This window comes from Pseudomonas sp. GL_139_B, assembly GCF_057834475.1.
Genome location: NZ_CM174403.1, coordinates 1,339,362 through 1,355,842, shown reverse-complemented (window position 1 = coordinate 1,355,842; position 16,481 = coordinate 1,339,362). Strand labels below are relative to the sequence as shown.

Here is a 16,481-nt window from a genome sequence, read left to right as displayed (position 1 = left end):
GCAGTTATTTACCGAACGGCGCGATCTGCAGGGAATGAGTTGCGGCTTAGCCCAACACCACCAACCGGTTCGGCAACTCATTCCTCTCCAGCGTCACCGGCACATGCACTTTGAGCAATTCACCACACGCCTCGATGCAGGTCACGAACCCTTGCAACGTCTGCCCCTGTTTCACTTGCTGGGTAAACGCCGCAACTATCCCGTCCCAGTTCTTGTTGTCCAGCCGTTTGGAAATCCCCTCATCCACCAGGATCTCCACATAGCGCTCAGCCTCGCAGACAAAAATCAGCATCCCGGTGCTGCCGGCCGTGTGGTGCAGGTTCTGCTCCAGAAATTGCCGGCGCGCCAGGTTCGAGGCGCGCCAATGCCGCACCGAGCGCGGGACCAGGTGCGTGGTGACTTTGGGAAGACGGAACACCAGGCACAGCACGATAAAGGTAACCCATTGCACCAGCAGCAAACTGTGCAGGGTCAGCCAGCCGGTCAGGTAATGCACGATCCCCGGCACCATCAGCGCCAGCAGGCTGGCCCACAGCAGCGGGATGTACGCATAGTCGTCGGCGCGGGCGGCAAGCACAGTCACCAGTTCGGCGTCGGTGTTGCGCTCGACCCGGGCAATCGCCTCGGCGACTTTGCGTTGTTCGTGTTCAGTCAGTAACGCCATGTTCAAAAGTGCCTGCTCATTATTGTTATCACCAGCCGCCCGACGAACCTCCGCCCCCGAAACTGCCCCCGCCGCCACTAAAGCCCCCGCCTCCACCGCCACCACCAAAACCACCACCGCCGAAACCACCGCCCGAACCACCCGAGCCCCCTCGGCCAGCGGGCAAAAGCCCGAGCATCTGCAAAACAAAAATCGTCAGGATGAACAGCATCACCAGAAACACAAAAACGCCGGGATGGCGCGCCACGAAGTCGCTATCCTCATCGCCTCGCGGTTCATAGACGGTCGAGGGTTCATCCAGCGGGCTGCCGCCCAACACCACCAACATCGCCGCGACCCCGTCGCTGATGCCTTTGCTGAAGTTGCCGGCCTTGAATGCGGGGGTGATCACCTGATTGATGATCACCGAACTTTGCGCGTCGGTCAGGCGATCTTCGAGGCCATACCCGACTTCGATGCGCAATTTACGCTCATCGCGCGCGACGATCAGCAGTGCGCCGTTATTTTTATCTTTCTGGCCGATGCCCCAGGCGCGCCCCAGCTGGTAGCCAAAATCCGCGATATCGGTGCCTTGCAAGTCCGGCAACGTGACCACCACCAACTGCTCGCCGGTGGCGCTTTCATGGGCCTTAAGTTGCTGCGTCAGCTGCTCGCGCACCGACGGCTCGATCATCTGGGCGTTATCGACCACCCGCCCGGTCAGTGACGGAAATTTCAACTCGGCCTGTACCGTCAGGGCGCACACCCAGAGCACCAGCATCAGGCCCACTTTCAACACGCGCATTGGCAACCTCATCCGTGGTGATGCTCAGGCCGATCAAAACTTCACTTGCGGCGCCTTATCGGCATCCGGGGTGGTCGCCTCGAAGGTTTCTCGGATCGGCAAATCGCTATACATCAGGCTGTGCCACAGGCGACCGGGAAAGGTGCGGATTTCAGTGTTGTACTTCTGCACCGCAAGGATGAAGTCACGACGGGCCACGGCGATACGATTCTCGGTGCCTTCAAGTTGCGACTGCAAGGCCAGGAAGTTCTGGTTGGCCTTGAGGTCCGGATAACGTTCGGACACCACCATCAAACGGCTCAGGGCACCGGTCAGTTGATCCTGGGCCTGCTGGAACTGTTTGAGTTTTTCCGGGTTATCAAGGGTCTTGGCGTCCACTTGAATCGACGTCGCCTTGGCCCGTGCTTCGATCACTGCGGTCAGGGTTTCTTCTTCATGTTTGGCGTAGCCTTTGACAGTTTCCACCAGATTGGGGATCAAATCGGCGCGACGCTGATACTGGTTTTGCACCTGGCCCCACGCGGCTTTGGCCTGCTCGTCGAGGGTCGGAATCGTGTTTATGCCACAGCCCGCAAGCATGGTGATCAGCAACATCAAGGCTGCAACCTGCAGGCTTGAGCGATAAGGGTGTCTTGCATTCATCTGGGTCACTCCCTGGCACATTCCGTTGAAAAACAACCTGTACCCTTCTGACCGGGCACTTGGGGCATAATCAGCCGCCACCACTGGATTGCATCGAGCCAATGGGCTAAAAGATGCCCCTAGCGCAAAATACTGCGCAAGTGTGCATGCATTTACCTGAACAACAATAGTCGCTCCCTAACTTTTGGCTGACCGGCGCGTATTCCCTGCCGTTTAGGCTCTCGAGAAAAACATTCATGAAGAAGCTGTGTTTGCTGGGCCTGTTCGTCAGCCTGGCCAGTCATAACGTATTGGCCGCCACGACGCCCGCACCTCTAGAGAACAAGGACGCCTTCATCAACGACTTGATGAAGCAGATGACCCTCGATGAAAAGATCGGCCAGTTGCGCCTGATCAGCATCGGCCCGGAAATGCCACGCGAGCTGATCCGCAAGGAAATCGCGGCCGGCAACATCGGCGGCACGTTCAACTCGATTACTCGCCCGGAAAACCGTCCGATGCAGGACGCGGCCATGCGCAGCCGGTTGAAGATCCCGATGTTCTTCGCCTACGACGTGATCCACGGCCACCGCACCATTTTCCCGATCCCGCTGGCCCTGGCTTCGAGCTGGGACATGGACGCCATTAGCCTGTCCGGGCGCATCGCCGCCAAGGAAGCCTCATCGGACGGCGTCGACCTCACCTTCGCGCCGATGGTCGACATCTCCCGCGACCCGCGTTGGGGCCGTACGTCCGAAGGCTTCGGTGAAGACACTTACCTGGTGTCACGCATTGCCGGCGTCATGGTCAAAGCCTTCCAGGGCACCGGCGCCAACGCGGCGGACAGCATCATGTCCAGCGTCAAACACTTTGCCTTGTACGGCGCGGTCGAGGGCGGTCGCGACTACAACGTGGTCGACATGAGCCCGGTCAAAATGTACCAGGACTACCTGCCGCCGTACCGCGCGGCGATTGACGCCGGTGCCGGTGGGGTGATGGTTGCCTTGAACTCGATCAACGGTGTGCCGGCCACCGCCAACACCTGGCTGATGAAAGACCTGTTGCGCAAGGAATGGGGCTTTAAAGGCCTGGCCGTCAGTGACCACGGGGCGATTTTCGAGCTGATCAAGCACGGCGTTGCCCGTGACGGTCGTGAAGCCGCGAAGCTGGCGATCAAGGCTGGCATCGACATGAGCATGAACGATTCCCTGTACGGCAAAGAGCTGCCGGGGCTGTTGAAGGCAGGCGAGATCGAGCAAAGCGACATCGACAACGCCGTGCGTGAAGTGCTCGCCGCCAAGTACGACATGGGCCTGTTCAAGGACCCGTACCTGCGCATCGGCAAGGCTGAAGATGATCCGGCCGACACTAACGCCGACAGTCGTCTGCACCGCGCCGAGGCCCGCGATGTCGCGCGCCGCAGCATGGTGTTGCTGAAGAACCAGAATGAAACCCTGCCGCTGAAGAAAACCGCAAAAATCGCCTTGGTCGGCCCGCTGGCCAAAGCGCCTATCGACATGATGGGCAGCTGGGCTGCTAATGGTAGACCGGCGCAATCGGTGACCCTGTTCGACGGCATGACCAACGCACTGGGCGCGCAATCGACGCTGATCTACGCCCGCGGTGCCAACATCACCAGCGACAAGAAGATCGTGGATTACCTGAACTTCCTCAACTTCGACGCCCTGGAAGTGGTCGATGATCCGCGTCCGGCGCAAGTGATGATCGACGAAGCGGTGAAAGCCGCCAAAGATGCAGACGTGGTGGTGGCAGCGGTTGGCGAATCCCGTGGCATGTCCCACGAATCATCGAGCCGCACGGACATCAACATTCCGCAAAACCAGCGTGAACTGATCCGCGCCTTGAAAGCCACCGGCAAGCCACTGGTGCTGGTGTTGATGAACGGCCGTCCGCTGTCGATTCTCGAAGAAAAAGAACAGGCTGACGCAATTCTGGAAACCTGGTTCACCGGCACCGAAGGTGGTAACGCCATCGCCGACGTGCTGTTCGGCGACTACAACCCGTCGGGCAAACTGCCGATCACCATCCCGCGCTCGGTGGGTCAGATTCCGACCTACTACAACCACCTGAGCATTGGCCGGCCCTTCACGCCGGGCAAACCGGGCAACTACACCTCGCAGTATCTCGATGACACCACCGGCCCCCTGTTCCCGTTTGGTTTCGGTCTGAGCTATACCGACTTCAGCCTGAGCGACATGGCCCTGTCGTCGACCACGCTGAACAAGACCGGAAAGCTCGACGCCAGCATCACGGTGAAAAACACCGGCAAGCGTGACGGCGAAACCGTGGTGCAGTTGTACCTCCAGGACGTGACCGGTTCGATGATCCGACCGCTCAAAGAACTGAAGAACTTCCAGAAAGTCATGCTCAAGGCCGGCGAACAGAAAGTCGTGCACTTCACCATCACCGAAGACGATCTGAAGTTCTACAACACCCAGCTCAAGTACGTTGCCGAGCCGGGCAAGTTCAACGTGCAGATCGGCCTCGACTCCCAGGACGTGACACAGCAGAGCTTTGAATTGCTGTAATTATTCAAACACCGCATGAACCTGTGGGAGCGAGCCTGCTCGCGAAAGCGGTCTAACATTTAGCATTTTCGTTGAATGTTATTCCGTCTTCGCGAGCAGGCTCGCTCCCACAATGGTTTTAGGGTGTTGCAGAGATTGGTATCAACCCCTGAGATTCAGCAGGTTCACCACAAGCCGATCCACCCATCCCCAGACCCGTTGCTTGACCCGCCGCCACAGCGGTCGGCGTTGCCATACCTCCAGGCTGACTTCCTGACTCTGCGCAAAGTCCCGCTGGAAACTTCCCGCCACGGCCCGCGTCAGCCCAGGGTCCAGCGCTTCCAGGTTGGCTTCCAGGTTAAAGCGCAAATTCCAATGATCGAAATTGCACGAGCCGATGCTCACCCAGTCATCGATCAAGACCATTTTCAGGTGAAGGAAACACGGCTGGTATTCAAAAATCTTCACGCCAGCCTTGAGCAGTCGTGGGTAGTAGCGATGCCCGGCGTAGCGCACCGACGGGTGATCAGTGCGCGGCCCGGTCAGCAACAGTCGCACATCGACGCCTCGACTGGCGGCACGCCGCAGTGAGCGGCGGACTTTCCAGGTCGGCAGAAAATACGGAGTCGCCAGCCAGATCCGTTGCTGGCCGCTGTTCAATGCACGAACCAGCGATTGCAGAATGTCGCGGTGCTGGCGGGCGTCGGCATAGGCCACCCGGCCCATGCCCTCCCCCGTGGACGGCACCCGAGGCAGGCGCGGCAAGCCGAAATGCGCGGCCGGTTTCCAGGCACGTCGATGACGGTTGGCGATCCATTGGCGATCGAACAGCAACTGCCAGTCAATGACCAAAGGTCCGGTGATTTCCACCATCACCTCGTGCCATTCGCTGGTGTCCTCACCCGGCGTCCAGAACTCATCGGTGACGCCCGTGCCGCCGACCACCGCCAGGCTTTGATCCACCAGCAACAATTTGCGGTGATCGCGATAAAAGTTACCGACCCAGCGCCGCCAGTTCAGGCGATTGTAGAAACGCAATTCGACCCCGGCCGCCGTCAGGCGCTGACGCAAAGTCAACGTAAATGCCAGGCTGCCATAGTCATCGAACAGGCAGCGCACGCGCACACCGCGCTCAGCCGCCGAAACCAATGCTTGCACCATGGCCTCGGCACAAGCACCCGCCTCCACTAGATATAACTCCAGTTCGACCTGTTCTTCGGCGCGGGCAATCGCGACCAACATGCGTGGGAAAAACTGCGGACCGTCGATCAGCAGTTCGAAGCGGTTGCCTTCACGCCAGGGAAAAATTGCGCCGGCCATGTCAGCGCGCCGTGAAAATCAGTACCGCACCCACCGGCACTGACAAACTGATGGCCGACAAACCGGCGACCTTGCGCAGCGATTCCAGTCCGGGTGCCAAATCGAAGTCTTCGGCATTGATGACCAGCGGCTCGAGCGTTACCACTTGAAAGCGTCGATCATCGAGACGCGTCGCCAGCAGTTCGGCGTTGTAGGCGTGTTGCTTGCCATGCAGGTTGACGGTCAGCGGCAAACGCAACTCCAACTGCGCGCCAGGCGCGAGGTCGTTAATGGGACGCAGATCAATCTGCGTGGTGATCAACGCTTCGGGGAAGGTCTGGATCTCGAACAACTCCTTGCGCATGCGTTCATCGCGCAACGGGATGCCACTGTTGACCGAGTCCAGTTCGACTTCCACCTCGGCCAGGCCATTGGCGTCCACCTTGCCATGCAGCACCAGAAAGCGCTGCACTTCGGAAATGCTGGCGTTTTTGGTGCTGATGAACGACAGCCGCGAGGACTCGCCGTCCAGATACCAATCGGCATGGGCCGACAGCGTGGCGCCGGCCAACAGCAGGAACGTGAGGGTTTTGCGCAGGGAGCGGTTGAACATGGAGACTCGTGGGGCAGATAAACCTGCACGAACCTTAACCGCCCGACAGCCAATTGCAAAACTTGCTACGGAATCAGACGGCAGCCTTGACGCTCGCCGATCCACGCGGCGCTGTTGCTACGGCCCATTCCGCTGACTGTCACGCGTTTGCTGGCGGCGTCATCGAGAAAGCTGCTAGTGGGTAGCCACTGCGTTACATAGCTGTGGCAATACCCGACCTCGTTGTTCATCACATACCGGCACGAGCAATACTCCTTGGCGGTATAGGCGCTGATGATGTCGGGGAAGGCCCATAGCGAAATCCGCTCCTGCCAGACCCAACCGAGCAAGGCGATGAGCAGGATCAACAGCAACGTGCTGAACGGTCGGCGACGAACAAAACCGCGACGGTTCATGGCTGCACCTGTTGCGCAAACGCCTTGAGCGCGAGTCTGAGCAAATCGTTGTGCTGGTAGCTGTCGTCGCGATCATCGCCATAGCGCACGATCACCAGGTGTTCACTGGGAATCACATACATCGCCTGCCCCCAATGGCCCAACGCCGCGAAGGTATCGGCAGGGGCATCGGGCCAGGGTTGTGCTGCTCCTTCCACCGCGCGGTTGAGCCACCATTGGCCACCGGGCACGGCGTCATCCTCATCGGCGTGATAGTGGGCGAACGGTTCGCGATTGAAGGCAACCCAGTCGTCAGGCAGCACTTGGCGATCCTGCCAGCGCCCGTTGCGCGCCATCAACAACCCGACTCGCGCCAGATCCCGTGCCGTCAGGTAGGCGTAGGACGAAGCGACGAAGACTCCCGTGGCGTCGGTTTCCCAAACGGCATGACGAATGCCCAATGGCTCGAACAGCGCGGTCCATGGATAGTCCGGATAACGTCCCGGACCTACGATGTTTCTCAGCGCGGCAGACAGCAGACCACTGTCACCGCTGGAGTATCGAAAGGCCTGACCGGGCTTGGCGTATTCGGCGTGATCGGCAGTAAAGGCGGCCATGTCCTGATGCCCACGGGTGTAAAGCATGGCCACCACCGAGGACTTTAACGGGGCGTATTCGTAGTCTTCCTGCCAGTCCAGCCCCGAGGCCCAGTGCAACAGGTCAGCCATCGTCACACCGGGGTGTTTTTTCATCGGTGGATAAAACGTCTGCACCGAATCCTGGAGCTTGAACAGGCCTTCGCCATACGCCACCCCCAGCACCGTGGCCATGAGGCTTTTGCTGATGGACCACGTCAGGTGTGGCGTGTCGGCGGTGGTCGGGCCGGCGTAGCGTTCATAGATCAACTGGCCGTCGCGGATCACCAGCAAGGCGTCAGTGCGGATGCCTTTTCGGGTGCTGTCATCACGGGGTGGGAAGGCGTAGGTTTCCAAGGCCTGGAGCGCTGGCCCTGAGCTTTTCGGGCCGATGGACCATTGCTCGTCCGGCCAGTTTTCGGCGTGGGCGGTGAGGCCGAGCAACAGCATGACAATCAGGGACAAGCCTTTGAACATGGCGTGGGCTCAGAGGGATTAACTTACAGAGCCTAGTTGAGGTTGATGACAGTTTTGGAGTTTGTGTTGCCAGTCAGGCCGCCTTCGCTGGCAAGCCAGCTCCTACCGGGGAATGCATTTCAAACTGTAGGAGCTGACTTGCCAGCGAAGGGGCCAGTCAAATCACCGCCAACGCTTTAGCCAATCGCTTACCCCTGGCCCCCGCCGCCAAATCCATCACCAGCCGATCGCGCTGCCACATCGCCGCCCAATGCGGCGGCCCGTCGGCCAGCGCCTGATCGATCTCGGCCTGGAGCCCCTCGAACTGGGCAAACAACCCACCCAGCAACACATGCCCGGCCGGATTGTTCGGTGCCTGACGGCTGACTTCCGCACACCCGGCCAGCAACGCCAGTAACCGCAGTTGCAAGACTTGCGGCCAGTCACTGTCCTGGCCAACGCCATACAGCCACGCGGTCATGGCGCTCAATACGTAAACATCTTCAAGGGTGCGGAACGGTTTGACGTAAGCATCCCAACCATCCCCCGCCAACAACTCGCACAGGGCATTGTCGAGCAACAACCGGCCGTGACTTATGTCTGGTATGAGCGCGATGGCCGGGAGTTTTTCCAGACGCACGCCCGGCTCATCGGGGTAGACCACTGCCAGGCTCAGACGCGCCGCCTCGCCGGGCGCTTCACTGCGGGCGGCAATTAACAGCCATTCGGCGGCATCACCGGCGGTGACGAAATCCTTGCGCCCGCTCAGGCGCAAATCGGTGAGGCGGGTTTGCATGTCCGCCGGCCGCAGGCTGCGCTGTTCGGTGGCGCACAACGCGCCGAGCCTCAGCGGCGCGCTCGGCCAAAGCATTCGCAACGCCGCCTGATACCCCACCAGAAACGCCAGCCCCGGCGTGGCCATCACGCGCGCGCCCGCCACCGCCAACTCGAACGGCGTCACCGTGCCCAATTGATCCAACAAGGTCGCGAAACCTTCCGCCAGGTCCGGGTTGGCGGGCAGGCGCTCGCGGCGCTTCAACAGGGTTTGCCAGGGCATAAGAGGCTCCTCGTGGGCTGTCATATAAGCATCACCAAAGCTTAATGGCGATGACACTGGGGCTACATAGCCTGACCTTGCACAAAACGGCCACATAAAGAAAGTCGATCCGCTGTAACTCACGTCAGGTGAGCAGCCCGCAAGGAGATTTGCAATGACTCAGATCGCCCGCATCAGCGACACCGGCAACGACCGCCGCCTGCAAGCCGAACGACTGATCGGCAGCGCCGCCTTGCAGGAAGCTCAGGCCTTGCGCTTCAACGTGTTCAGCGACGAATTCAACGCCAGGCTGAAGGGCGCCGAGCTGGGTTTGGACATGGATGACTATGATGTTCACTGCGCCCACATCGGCGTGCGTGACTTGAACACCGGACGTCTGGTGGCGACCACCCGTTTGCTCGACCATGCGGCGGCCAGCAGTCTGGGCAAGTTCTACAGCGAAGAAGAATTCAGTCTGCACGGCCTGGTGCACCTCAAGGGCCCGATTCTGGAAATCGGCCGTACCTGCGTCGACCCTGCGTACCGTAACGGCGGCACCATCTCTGTGCTTTGGGGTGAACTGGCCGAGGTGTTGAACCAGGGCGGCTACAGCTATTTGATGGGGTGCGCGAGCATTCCGATGCAGGACGGCGGCATTCAGGCCCACGCGATCATGCAGCGTCTGCGCGAACGCTACCTGTGCACTGAACACCTGCGCGCCGAACCGAAAAAGCCGTTACCCACCCTGGATATCCCCTCCAACGTCATCGCCGAAATGCCGCCGCTACTCAAGGCCTACATGCGCCTCGGTGCGAAAATCTGCGGTGAGCCGTGTTGGGACGAAGACTTCCAGGTGGCCGACGTGTTCATTCTGCTCAAGCGCGACGAACTCTGCCCGCGTTACGCCAAGCACTTCAAGGCGGCCATGTGATGAGCCGCCTTCGGGTGTACGCGCGGATTGCGCGAGTGTTGGTGGTGGTCGCGTTGGGCTTGAGCATGGCCAGCGTGTTCGGATTGTTCGAGCGGATGGGCATCGCCCACTCGATGATCCGCCGCCAGCGTTGGTCGCGATTTTTCATGGCGCGGTTGAGCAATGCCCTGCCCTTCCACGTCACTGTGCATGGCGAGTTGCCCAAAGCACCGATGCTGTGGGTCAGCAATCATGTGTCCTGGACCGACATCCCGCTGCTGGGCATGCTCACGCCGCTGTCGTTCCTGTCCAAGGCCGAAGTGCGCACCTGGCCGGTGGCGGGCTGGTTGGCGGCCAAGGCCGGCAGTCTGTTTATCCGTCGCGGGTCGGGCGACAGTCAGCTGATTCGCAAACAAATGACCCGGCACCTGGAACAGAAGCATCCGCTGCTGATGTTCCCGGAAGGCACCACCACCGATGGCCGTTCGTTGCGCACGTTTCATGGGCGCCTGCTGTCGGCGGCGATTGATTCAGAGGTGCAGCTGCAACCGGTGGCAATTCGTTACCTGCGCGAGGGTCAACTCGACACCTTGGCTCCGTTTATTGGTGACGATGATCTGCTGTCGCACTTGATGCGCTTGTTTGCCAATGACCGTGGGAATGTGGAGATTCATCTGCTCAAGCCGATTGTTTGCGAAGGCCGGGAGCGTGCGGCGCTGGCGTTCGAGGCGCAGCAAGCGGTGCAGAAGGCGTTGTTTGGGGTGATTCCTGAAACTCAGAAAATCCCAATGCGTCCCGCAATTGCTGCCTGACACAATCTTTGATTCAACTGGAAACCCTGTGGGAGCGAGCCTGCTCGCGATAGCGGTGTGTCATTCACATGGATGTTGAATGTTAAGCCGCAATCGCGAGCAGGCTCGCTCCCACATTAGATTCGCGGTGTCGCTGCAAAGGCCTGAAGCTGCGGATAGAACAACCGAAAGTCCTCACTCAACGGTTCATACAACACCCGCAATTCCTGCATCGCCGCCGCCAGCTCCTCAGGCCGGGTCAACCGTCGCGAAATCCCCCGCAGCACCTGCTCCAGCACCTCGAATTCCCGGTAAGAACCCAACCAGTCATTCGCCACCATGTACGGCGCGATCTTCGCCAGGCGCTCGGGCAATTGCGGCTCGGCCTTCAGCACCCGATACACATCAGAGGTGAAGAGTTCCAGTGGCCGGTCAGCGTACAGTGTCCAGTCCCGTGCCAGGCAATGGTCAAAAAACACGTCGAGTACGATCCCGGCGTAACGTCGGCGCGTCGTGGAAAACCGCGACAACGAAACATCCACCAACGGGTGGCGGTCGGTAAACACGTCGATGCTGCGGTGCAGCTGGATGGCCGCCTCGATCTCCGGAGCGTATTGCCCTTGCAGCCGTCCTTTGACGAAATCGCCATACAGACTGCCGAGCCATTGGCCGGGACGCTGACCACCGAGGTGAAGATGTGCGAGATAGTTCATGGGCGCAGCTTAGCACTGCGCCTTTGGATCTTTACATCCCACGTATCGTTATAACCCGATATACCGAATTGTTAGCGGTTCAGAGCCAAATCATATTTGTATATCGCGAAATACCGATTTAAAGTTCGCTTCATCGCGATATAGCGTTTTAACCATCACGAGTTCACCCCCATGACCATTAATCTCGACGAAATAATAAAAGCCCTGGCACACCCAGTACGGCGAGAAATTCTGCACTGGCTCAAAGACCCGGACGTCGAATTCCCGGACCAGTCCCACAGCAACGAGCACGGCGTTTGTGCCGGGCAGATCGATCAACGTTGCGGCTTGTCGCAGTCCACCGTGTCCGCGCACCTGGCGACCCTGCAACGCGCCGGCCTGATCAGCAGCCGAAAAGTCGGCCAGTGGCATTTCTTCAAACGCAATGAGGAAACCATTCAGGAGTTCCTCAAAACCTTTAGTAAAGAGCTCTGACCCTTAACGTCAGCCAGCCGACAAGGAATTAACCCATGCCCCTCTCGCTCCTCATTCTGGCCTTGAGCGCCTTCGCCATCGGCACCACCGAGTTCGTCATCATGGGTCTGTTGCCTGATGTGGCGGCGGACCTCGGTGTGTCGATCCCCGGCGCTGGCTGGTTAGTGACCGGTTACGCCCTGGGCGTGGCCATCGGGGCGCCGTTCATGGCGCTGGCCACCGCCCGACTGCCGCGCAAGGCGGCACTGGTTGCGTTGATGGGGATCTTCATCGTCGGCAACTTGCTCTGCGCCCTCGCCAGTGACTACAACGTGTTGATGTTTGCCCGCGTCGTCACGGCCCTCTGCCACGGTGCCTTCTTCGGTATCGGTTCAGTGGTGGCAGCCGGTCTGGTGCCGGCTAACAAACGCGCTTCGGCCGTGGCCTTGATGTTCACCGGGCTGACCCTGGCCAACGTGCTCGGCGTGCCACTGGGCACCGCGCTCGGCCAACAAGCCGGCTGGCGCTCGACCTTCTGGGCCGTGACGGTAATTGGTGTGATCGCCCTGATTGGCCTGATCCGCTTCCTGCCGGCCAAGCGCAATGAAGAAAAACTCGACATGCGCGCCGAACTGGCCGCACTCAAGGGCGCCGGAATCTGGTTGTCCCTGAGCATGACCGCGCTGTTTGCCGCCTCGGTCTTCACCCTGTTCACCTACGTCGCGCCGCTGCTGGGCGAAGTCACCGGTGTCTCGCCCCGTGGCGTGACCTGGACGCTGATGCTCATCGGCCTGGGCCTGACCGTCGGCAATATCATCGGCGGCAAAATGGCTGACAAAGGCATGGCCGCAACGCTGATCGGCGTGTTTATCAGCATGGCGGTGGTGTCCACCTTACTGACGTGGACCAGCGTCGCGCTGATCCCGACTGAAATCACCCTGTTCCTCTGGGCGACCGCGTGTTTTGCCGCCGTACCTGCCCTGCAAGTGAACGTGGTGACCTTTGGCAAAGCGGCACCGAACCTGGTGTCGACCCTGAACATCGGCGCTTTCAACATCGGCAACGCACTCGGTGCCTGGGTCGGGGGCAGCGTCATCGCCCACGGCTTCGGCCTGACCAGCGTACCTCTCGCGGCTGCCGCACTGGCGGTACTCGCCCTGCTGGTGACCTTGATTACTTTCCGTCAGAGCGGCAATCCCGAACTGGCTCCAGCGACTAACTAACCACATAGACCTCACGAGGGTGCATTCATGACGACTATTTTCGATCCGATCAAACTGGGCGACATCGAGTTGGCCAACCGCATCATCATGGCGCCGCTGACCCGCTGCCGCGCCGACGAAGGCCGCGTGCCGAACGCGCTGATGGCCGAGTACTACGTCCAACGCGCTTCCGCCGGCCTGATCCTCAGCGAAGCCACGTCGGTTACGCCAATGGGCGTTGGCTACCCGGACACCCCCGGCATCTGGTCCAACGACCAGGTACGCGGTTGGGCTAACGTAACCAAAGCCATCCACGGCGCGGGCGGCAAGATCCTCCTGCAACTGTGGCACGTCGGTCGGGTTTCTCACACCTCGTACCTGAACGGTGAAGCGCCGGTTGCACCAAGTGCCATCCAGCCAAAAGGTCACGTCAGTCTGGTTCGCCCACTGGCGGATTACCCAACCCCGCGAGCCCTGGAAACCGCTGAAATCGCCGACATCATCGACGCCTATCGCACCGGGGCCGAGAACGCCAAGGCCGCGGGTTTTGACGGTGTGGAAATCCATGGCGCCAACGGTTACCTGCTCGATCAGTTCCTGCAAAGCAGCACCAACCAGCGCACCGACAACTATGGCGGTTCTCTGGAAAACCGAGCGCGCCTGCTGCTGGAAGTGACCGATGCTGCCATTGAAGTCTGGGGCGCTGGCCGCGTCGGTGTACACCTGGCACCGCGCGCCGACTCCCATGACATGGGCGACGACAACCTCGCCGAAACCTTCATCTACGTCGCTCGCGAATTGGGCAAACGTGGCATCGCGTTCATCTGCTCGCGGGAAAAAGAAGCCGGTGACAGCCTTGGCCCACAATTGAAAGAAGCCTTCGGCGGCCCGTACATCGCCAACGAACGCTTCACCAAGGACAGCGCCAACGCCTGGCTGGCCAGCGGCAAGGCCGATGCGGTCGCCTTCGGCGTCCCGTTCATTGCCAACCCGGACTTGCCCGCACGTTTGAAGGCCGATGCGCCGTTGAACGAAGCGCGTCCAGAGTTGTTCTACGGCAAAGGGCCGGTGGGTTACATCGACTACCCGACGCTGTAAACGTGATCCATTGAAATGCAAAAGCCCCGACTCTTGAGAGCCGGGGCTTTTCGGTTTTCGGGGTGGAGTGCTCACGCTCATTCACACCCAGGACACAATTTCACTACAAAATACGTACGTCGCTACCTGTCAACCAGGGGAGCGTCCGTATATAAAAGCACCCCTGGCCATAAAAGCGAGCCGGTGAAGGAATCGGCGCCCGCCTTGATCGTTGACATGAACGAAGCCAGTGACTGACTTTTGTTTCATTTGCGCAGGCTTGGGCTCAAGCGCAGCATGTCCAGCCCGGTCTCCACCCAACGCTCGGCGTCGATGTGCAATTGAAAACTGTCGGGGGCCAGCAGCCACTGGTAGAGGATGCCATCGATATACGCGTGCAGACTGATGGCCGCACGCGCCGTGTCGAGGTCTTCGGGCATTTGCCCCCGATTCACGGCATTACTCAGGGCCAGGGCAATTCGCACATTGCAATCCAGGCTGACCGTTCGACGCTGCTGACGCAGGTCGCACATTTCATCGGTGAATTCGCATTTATGAAACAAAATCTCATTGATGCGTCGGGTTTTCGGGTCCAATGCAACTTGATAAAACAAATGTATCAGCAGCTTGCGCATGCAGCCGAGCGGATCAAGTTCATCTTCGCTTTCACTGGCCCTGGCCATTTCGTCCAGCGGCTCATGCAAGGTATCCAGCATGGCCTGCACCAGATCGGCCTTGTTGCTGAAATGCCAATAGATTGCACCGCGAGTAACGCCGGCCAAGGTAGCGATATCCGCCAGTGTCGTACGCGCCACGCCCCTTTCATAAAAGGCTTTCTCTGCCGCTTCAAGTATCTGGCTGCGGGTTTCTTGAGCTTCCTCTTTGGTGCGACGGACCATGGCAGTAAAACCTCAATCAGGGTGCTTCAGCGATGTCTGAATATCAGCTGAATAAAAGTGGAGCGACCGCTCTAGGGCGCCGTCCCCGTCTTACAATTCAAACCTTTGAACGGCTTTTGTAGTGAAGTGGATACGCAGCCGAGGTGTTTACAAACAACCATGAACGTAAGTATATTCCTTAGCAAGCTACTTATCTACTCAGCCCCCCATTTTTACCTTTCCACCTTTCTCGTGCGCATGATGCGCGCCTGACCCGAGGATTTTCATGCAATTCAAGCCAGCTGTTACCGCTCTGGTCACTGCCGTCGCCTTGGCATCGCTGCTCAGCGGATGCAAAAAGGAAGAAGCCGCACCAGCCGCACCGCCTCCTCAGGTCGGCGTTGTTACCCTGCAAACCCAAGCCTTCACCCTGACATCTGACCTGCCGGGCCGTACCAGCGCCTACCGCATCGCCGAAGTTCGTCCTCAGGTGAACGGCATCATTCTCAAGCGCATGTTCAAGGAAGGCGGCGACGTCAAGCTTGGCCAGCAGCTGTATCAGATCGATTCGTCGGTTTATGACGCTACGTTGAAAAGTGCAGAAGCCAACCTGCAACAAACCAAGTCGATCTCCGACCGCTACAAGCAACTGGTCGCCGAACAAGCGGTAAGCCGTCAGGAATACGACACGGCCGTGGCCAATCGGATGCAATCGGAAGCTGCCCTGCAAACCGCCCAGATCAACGTGCGCTACACCAAGGTTTACGCACCGCTGACCGGTCGTATCGGTCGCTCCAACGTGACTGAAGGCGCGCTGGTCACCAGCGGCCAGGCTGATCCGATGGCGGTGATCCAGCAAATCGACCCGATCTATGTCGACGTGACCCAGTCCTCGGTGGAATTGCTGCAACTGCGCCGCGAACTTGAAAGCGGTCGCCTGCAAAAGTCCGGTGATAACTCGGCAGCGGTCAAGCTGACCCTCGAAGACGGCAGCCAGTACAAGCTGGACGGCAAGCTTGAATTCTCAGAAATCTCGGTTGACCAGACCACCGGTTCCGTCACCCTGCGCGCCGTGTTCCCGAACCCTGAGCACACCCTTCTGCCGGGCATGTTCGTTCACGCCCAGTTGCAGTCCGGTGTAAACGCGGCAGCGATTCTGGCCCCGCAACAAGGCGTAACCCGCGACCTTAAAGGCACCCCGACCGCCCTGGTCGTTGGTCCGGACAACAAAGTTGAACTGCGTCAGCTCAAGGCCAACCGCACCGTCGGTAACCAATGGCTGATCGAGGATGGTCTGAAGGCAGGCGATCGCCTGATCACCGAAGGGCTGCAATTCGTCAAGCCTGGCATTGAAGTCAAAGCCACTGAAGCGACTAACGTTGGCGTAAAGAACCCGGCCCCCGCACAGGCAGCTGACAAAGCTTCCAGCGGCAAAGGGGAGTAAACC

The 16,481-nt window shown here is 59.6% G+C and carries 17 protein-coding genes; 7 read left to right on the top strand and 10 right to left on the bottom strand.

The features are described 5' to 3' along the window. Window positions 1-46: 46 nt before the first annotated feature. From AC3ISI_RS06060 to AC3ISI_RS06050, 3 genes are read right to left on the bottom strand one after another with little or no spacing between them, the layout of a single operon-like run. A complete protein-coding gene (locus AC3ISI_RS06060) occupies window positions 47-664 on the bottom strand; it encodes a TPM domain-containing protein (protein WP_489335927.1) in 618 nt (205 codons plus the stop codon). A 28-nt stretch (window positions 665-692) separates the two neighbouring features. Further along, complete coding sequence (locus AC3ISI_RS06055) at window positions 693-1,448, bottom strand: TPM domain-containing protein (RefSeq protein WP_489335926.1); 756 nt, start codon at window positions 1,446-1,448, stop codon at window positions 693-695. A 33-nt stretch (window positions 1,449-1,481) separates the two neighbouring features. After that, entirely contained in the window at window positions 1,482-2,090 is a 609-nt protein-coding gene (locus AC3ISI_RS06050) for a LemA family protein (RefSeq protein ID WP_489335925.1), read from the bottom strand. A 236-nt stretch (window positions 2,091-2,326) separates the two neighbouring features. Here AC3ISI_RS06050 and bglX point away from each other — a divergent pair, with 236 nt between their 5' ends. Then, the gene (gene bglX / locus AC3ISI_RS06045) at window positions 2,327-4,618 is read left to right on the top strand and encodes a beta-glucosidase BglX (protein ID WP_489335924.1); all 2,292 of its coding nucleotides are present in this window, start codon (window positions 2,327-2,329) and stop codon (window positions 4,616-4,618) included. Between the two features lie 141 nt (window positions 4,619-4,759). Here the strand turns inward: bglX and AC3ISI_RS06040 are convergent, their stop codons facing one another. The 5 genes from AC3ISI_RS06040 to AC3ISI_RS06020 all read right to left on the bottom strand — a co-directional run bounded on the left by AC3ISI_RS06040 (window position 4,760) and on the right by AC3ISI_RS06020 (window position 9,031). Continuing rightward, window positions 4,760-5,917, bottom strand: a complete 1,158-nt coding sequence (locus AC3ISI_RS06040) for a phospholipase D-like domain-containing protein (RefSeq protein WP_489335923.1) — start codon at window positions 5,915-5,917, stop codon at window positions 4,760-4,762. Window position 5,918: 1 nt separating this feature from the next. Then, window positions 5,919-6,509, bottom strand: a complete 591-nt coding sequence (locus AC3ISI_RS06035; RefSeq protein ID WP_489335922.1) for a YceI family protein — start codon at window positions 6,507-6,509, stop codon at window positions 5,919-5,921. 65 nt (window positions 6,510-6,574) lie between these two features. Further along, window positions 6,575-6,904 (bottom strand): amidase, encoded by a 330-nt coding sequence (locus tag AC3ISI_RS06030; RefSeq protein ID WP_489335921.1) that lies wholly within the window; start codon window positions 6,902-6,904, stop codon window positions 6,575-6,577. Further along, entirely contained in the window at window positions 6,901-7,995 is a 1,095-nt protein-coding gene (locus tag AC3ISI_RS06025) for a serine hydrolase domain-containing protein (RefSeq protein WP_489335919.1), read from the bottom strand. Before AC3ISI_RS06025 ends, AC3ISI_RS06030 begins: the two co-directional genes overlap by 4 nt. Window positions 7,996-8,152: 157 nt before the next feature. Continuing rightward, window positions 8,153-9,031: an acyl-CoA dehydrogenase middle domain-containing protein gene (locus AC3ISI_RS06020; RefSeq protein ID WP_489335917.1), complete on the bottom strand. Its 879-nt coding sequence runs from the start codon at window positions 9,029-9,031 to the stop codon at window positions 8,153-8,155. A 154-nt stretch (window positions 9,032-9,185) separates the two neighbouring features. Here AC3ISI_RS06020 and olsB point away from each other — a divergent pair, with 154 nt between their 5' ends. Beyond that, the gene (gene olsB / locus AC3ISI_RS06015; RefSeq protein ID WP_489335915.1) at window positions 9,186-9,941 is read left to right on the top strand and encodes an L-ornithine N(alpha)-acyltransferase; all 756 of its coding nucleotides are present in this window, start codon (window positions 9,186-9,188) and stop codon (window positions 9,939-9,941) included. Next, window positions 9,941-10,732 (top strand): lysophospholipid acyltransferase family protein, encoded by a 792-nt coding sequence (locus tag AC3ISI_RS06010; protein ID WP_489335914.1) that lies wholly within the window; start codon window positions 9,941-9,943, stop codon window positions 10,730-10,732. The genes olsB and AC3ISI_RS06010 overlap by 1 nt, the downstream gene beginning before the upstream one ends. Before the next feature lie 116 nt (window positions 10,733-10,848). Here AC3ISI_RS06010 and AC3ISI_RS06005 read toward each other — a convergent pair whose 3' ends face one another. Then, entirely contained in the window at window positions 10,849-11,424 is a 576-nt protein-coding gene (locus AC3ISI_RS06005; protein WP_489335912.1) for an acyl carrier protein phosphodiesterase, read from the bottom strand. A gap of 171 nt (window positions 11,425-11,595) precedes the next feature. Here AC3ISI_RS06005 and AC3ISI_RS06000 point away from each other — a divergent pair, with 171 nt between their 5' ends. The 3 genes from AC3ISI_RS06000 to AC3ISI_RS05990 are packed head-to-tail and all read left to right on the top strand — an operon-like array spanning window position 11,596 to window position 14,177. Then, a complete protein-coding gene (locus AC3ISI_RS06000) occupies window positions 11,596-11,898 on the top strand; it encodes an ArsR/SmtB family transcription factor (protein WP_110966785.1) in 303 nt (100 codons plus the stop codon). Window positions 11,899-11,933: 35 nt separating this feature from the next. Then, complete coding sequence (locus tag AC3ISI_RS05995) at window positions 11,934-13,100, top strand: MFS transporter (protein ID WP_489335910.1); 1,167 nt, start codon at window positions 11,934-11,936, stop codon at window positions 13,098-13,100. Window positions 13,101-13,127: 27 nt separating this feature from the next. Beyond that, window positions 13,128-14,177: an alkene reductase gene (locus tag AC3ISI_RS05990; protein ID WP_489335908.1), complete on the top strand. Its 1,050-nt coding sequence runs from the start codon at window positions 13,128-13,130 to the stop codon at window positions 14,175-14,177. Between the two features lie 245 nt (window positions 14,178-14,422). Here the strand turns inward: AC3ISI_RS05990 and emhR are convergent, their stop codons facing one another. After that, window positions 14,423-15,055 carry an efflux system transcriptional repressor EmhR gene (emhR, locus tag AC3ISI_RS05985; protein WP_489335907.1) on the bottom strand — a complete coding sequence of 211 codons (633 nt, stop codon included), beginning with the start codon at window positions 15,053-15,055 and terminating at the stop codon, window positions 14,423-14,425. Window positions 15,056-15,320: 265 nt separating this feature from the next. On the opposite strand from emhR, the gene AC3ISI_RS05980 reads away from it, so the two are divergent. Further along, window positions 15,321-16,478: an efflux RND transporter periplasmic adaptor subunit gene (locus AC3ISI_RS05980; protein WP_489335905.1), complete on the top strand. Its 1,158-nt coding sequence runs from the start codon at window positions 15,321-15,323 to the stop codon at window positions 16,476-16,478. Window positions 16,479-16,481 lie beyond the last annotated feature (3 nt).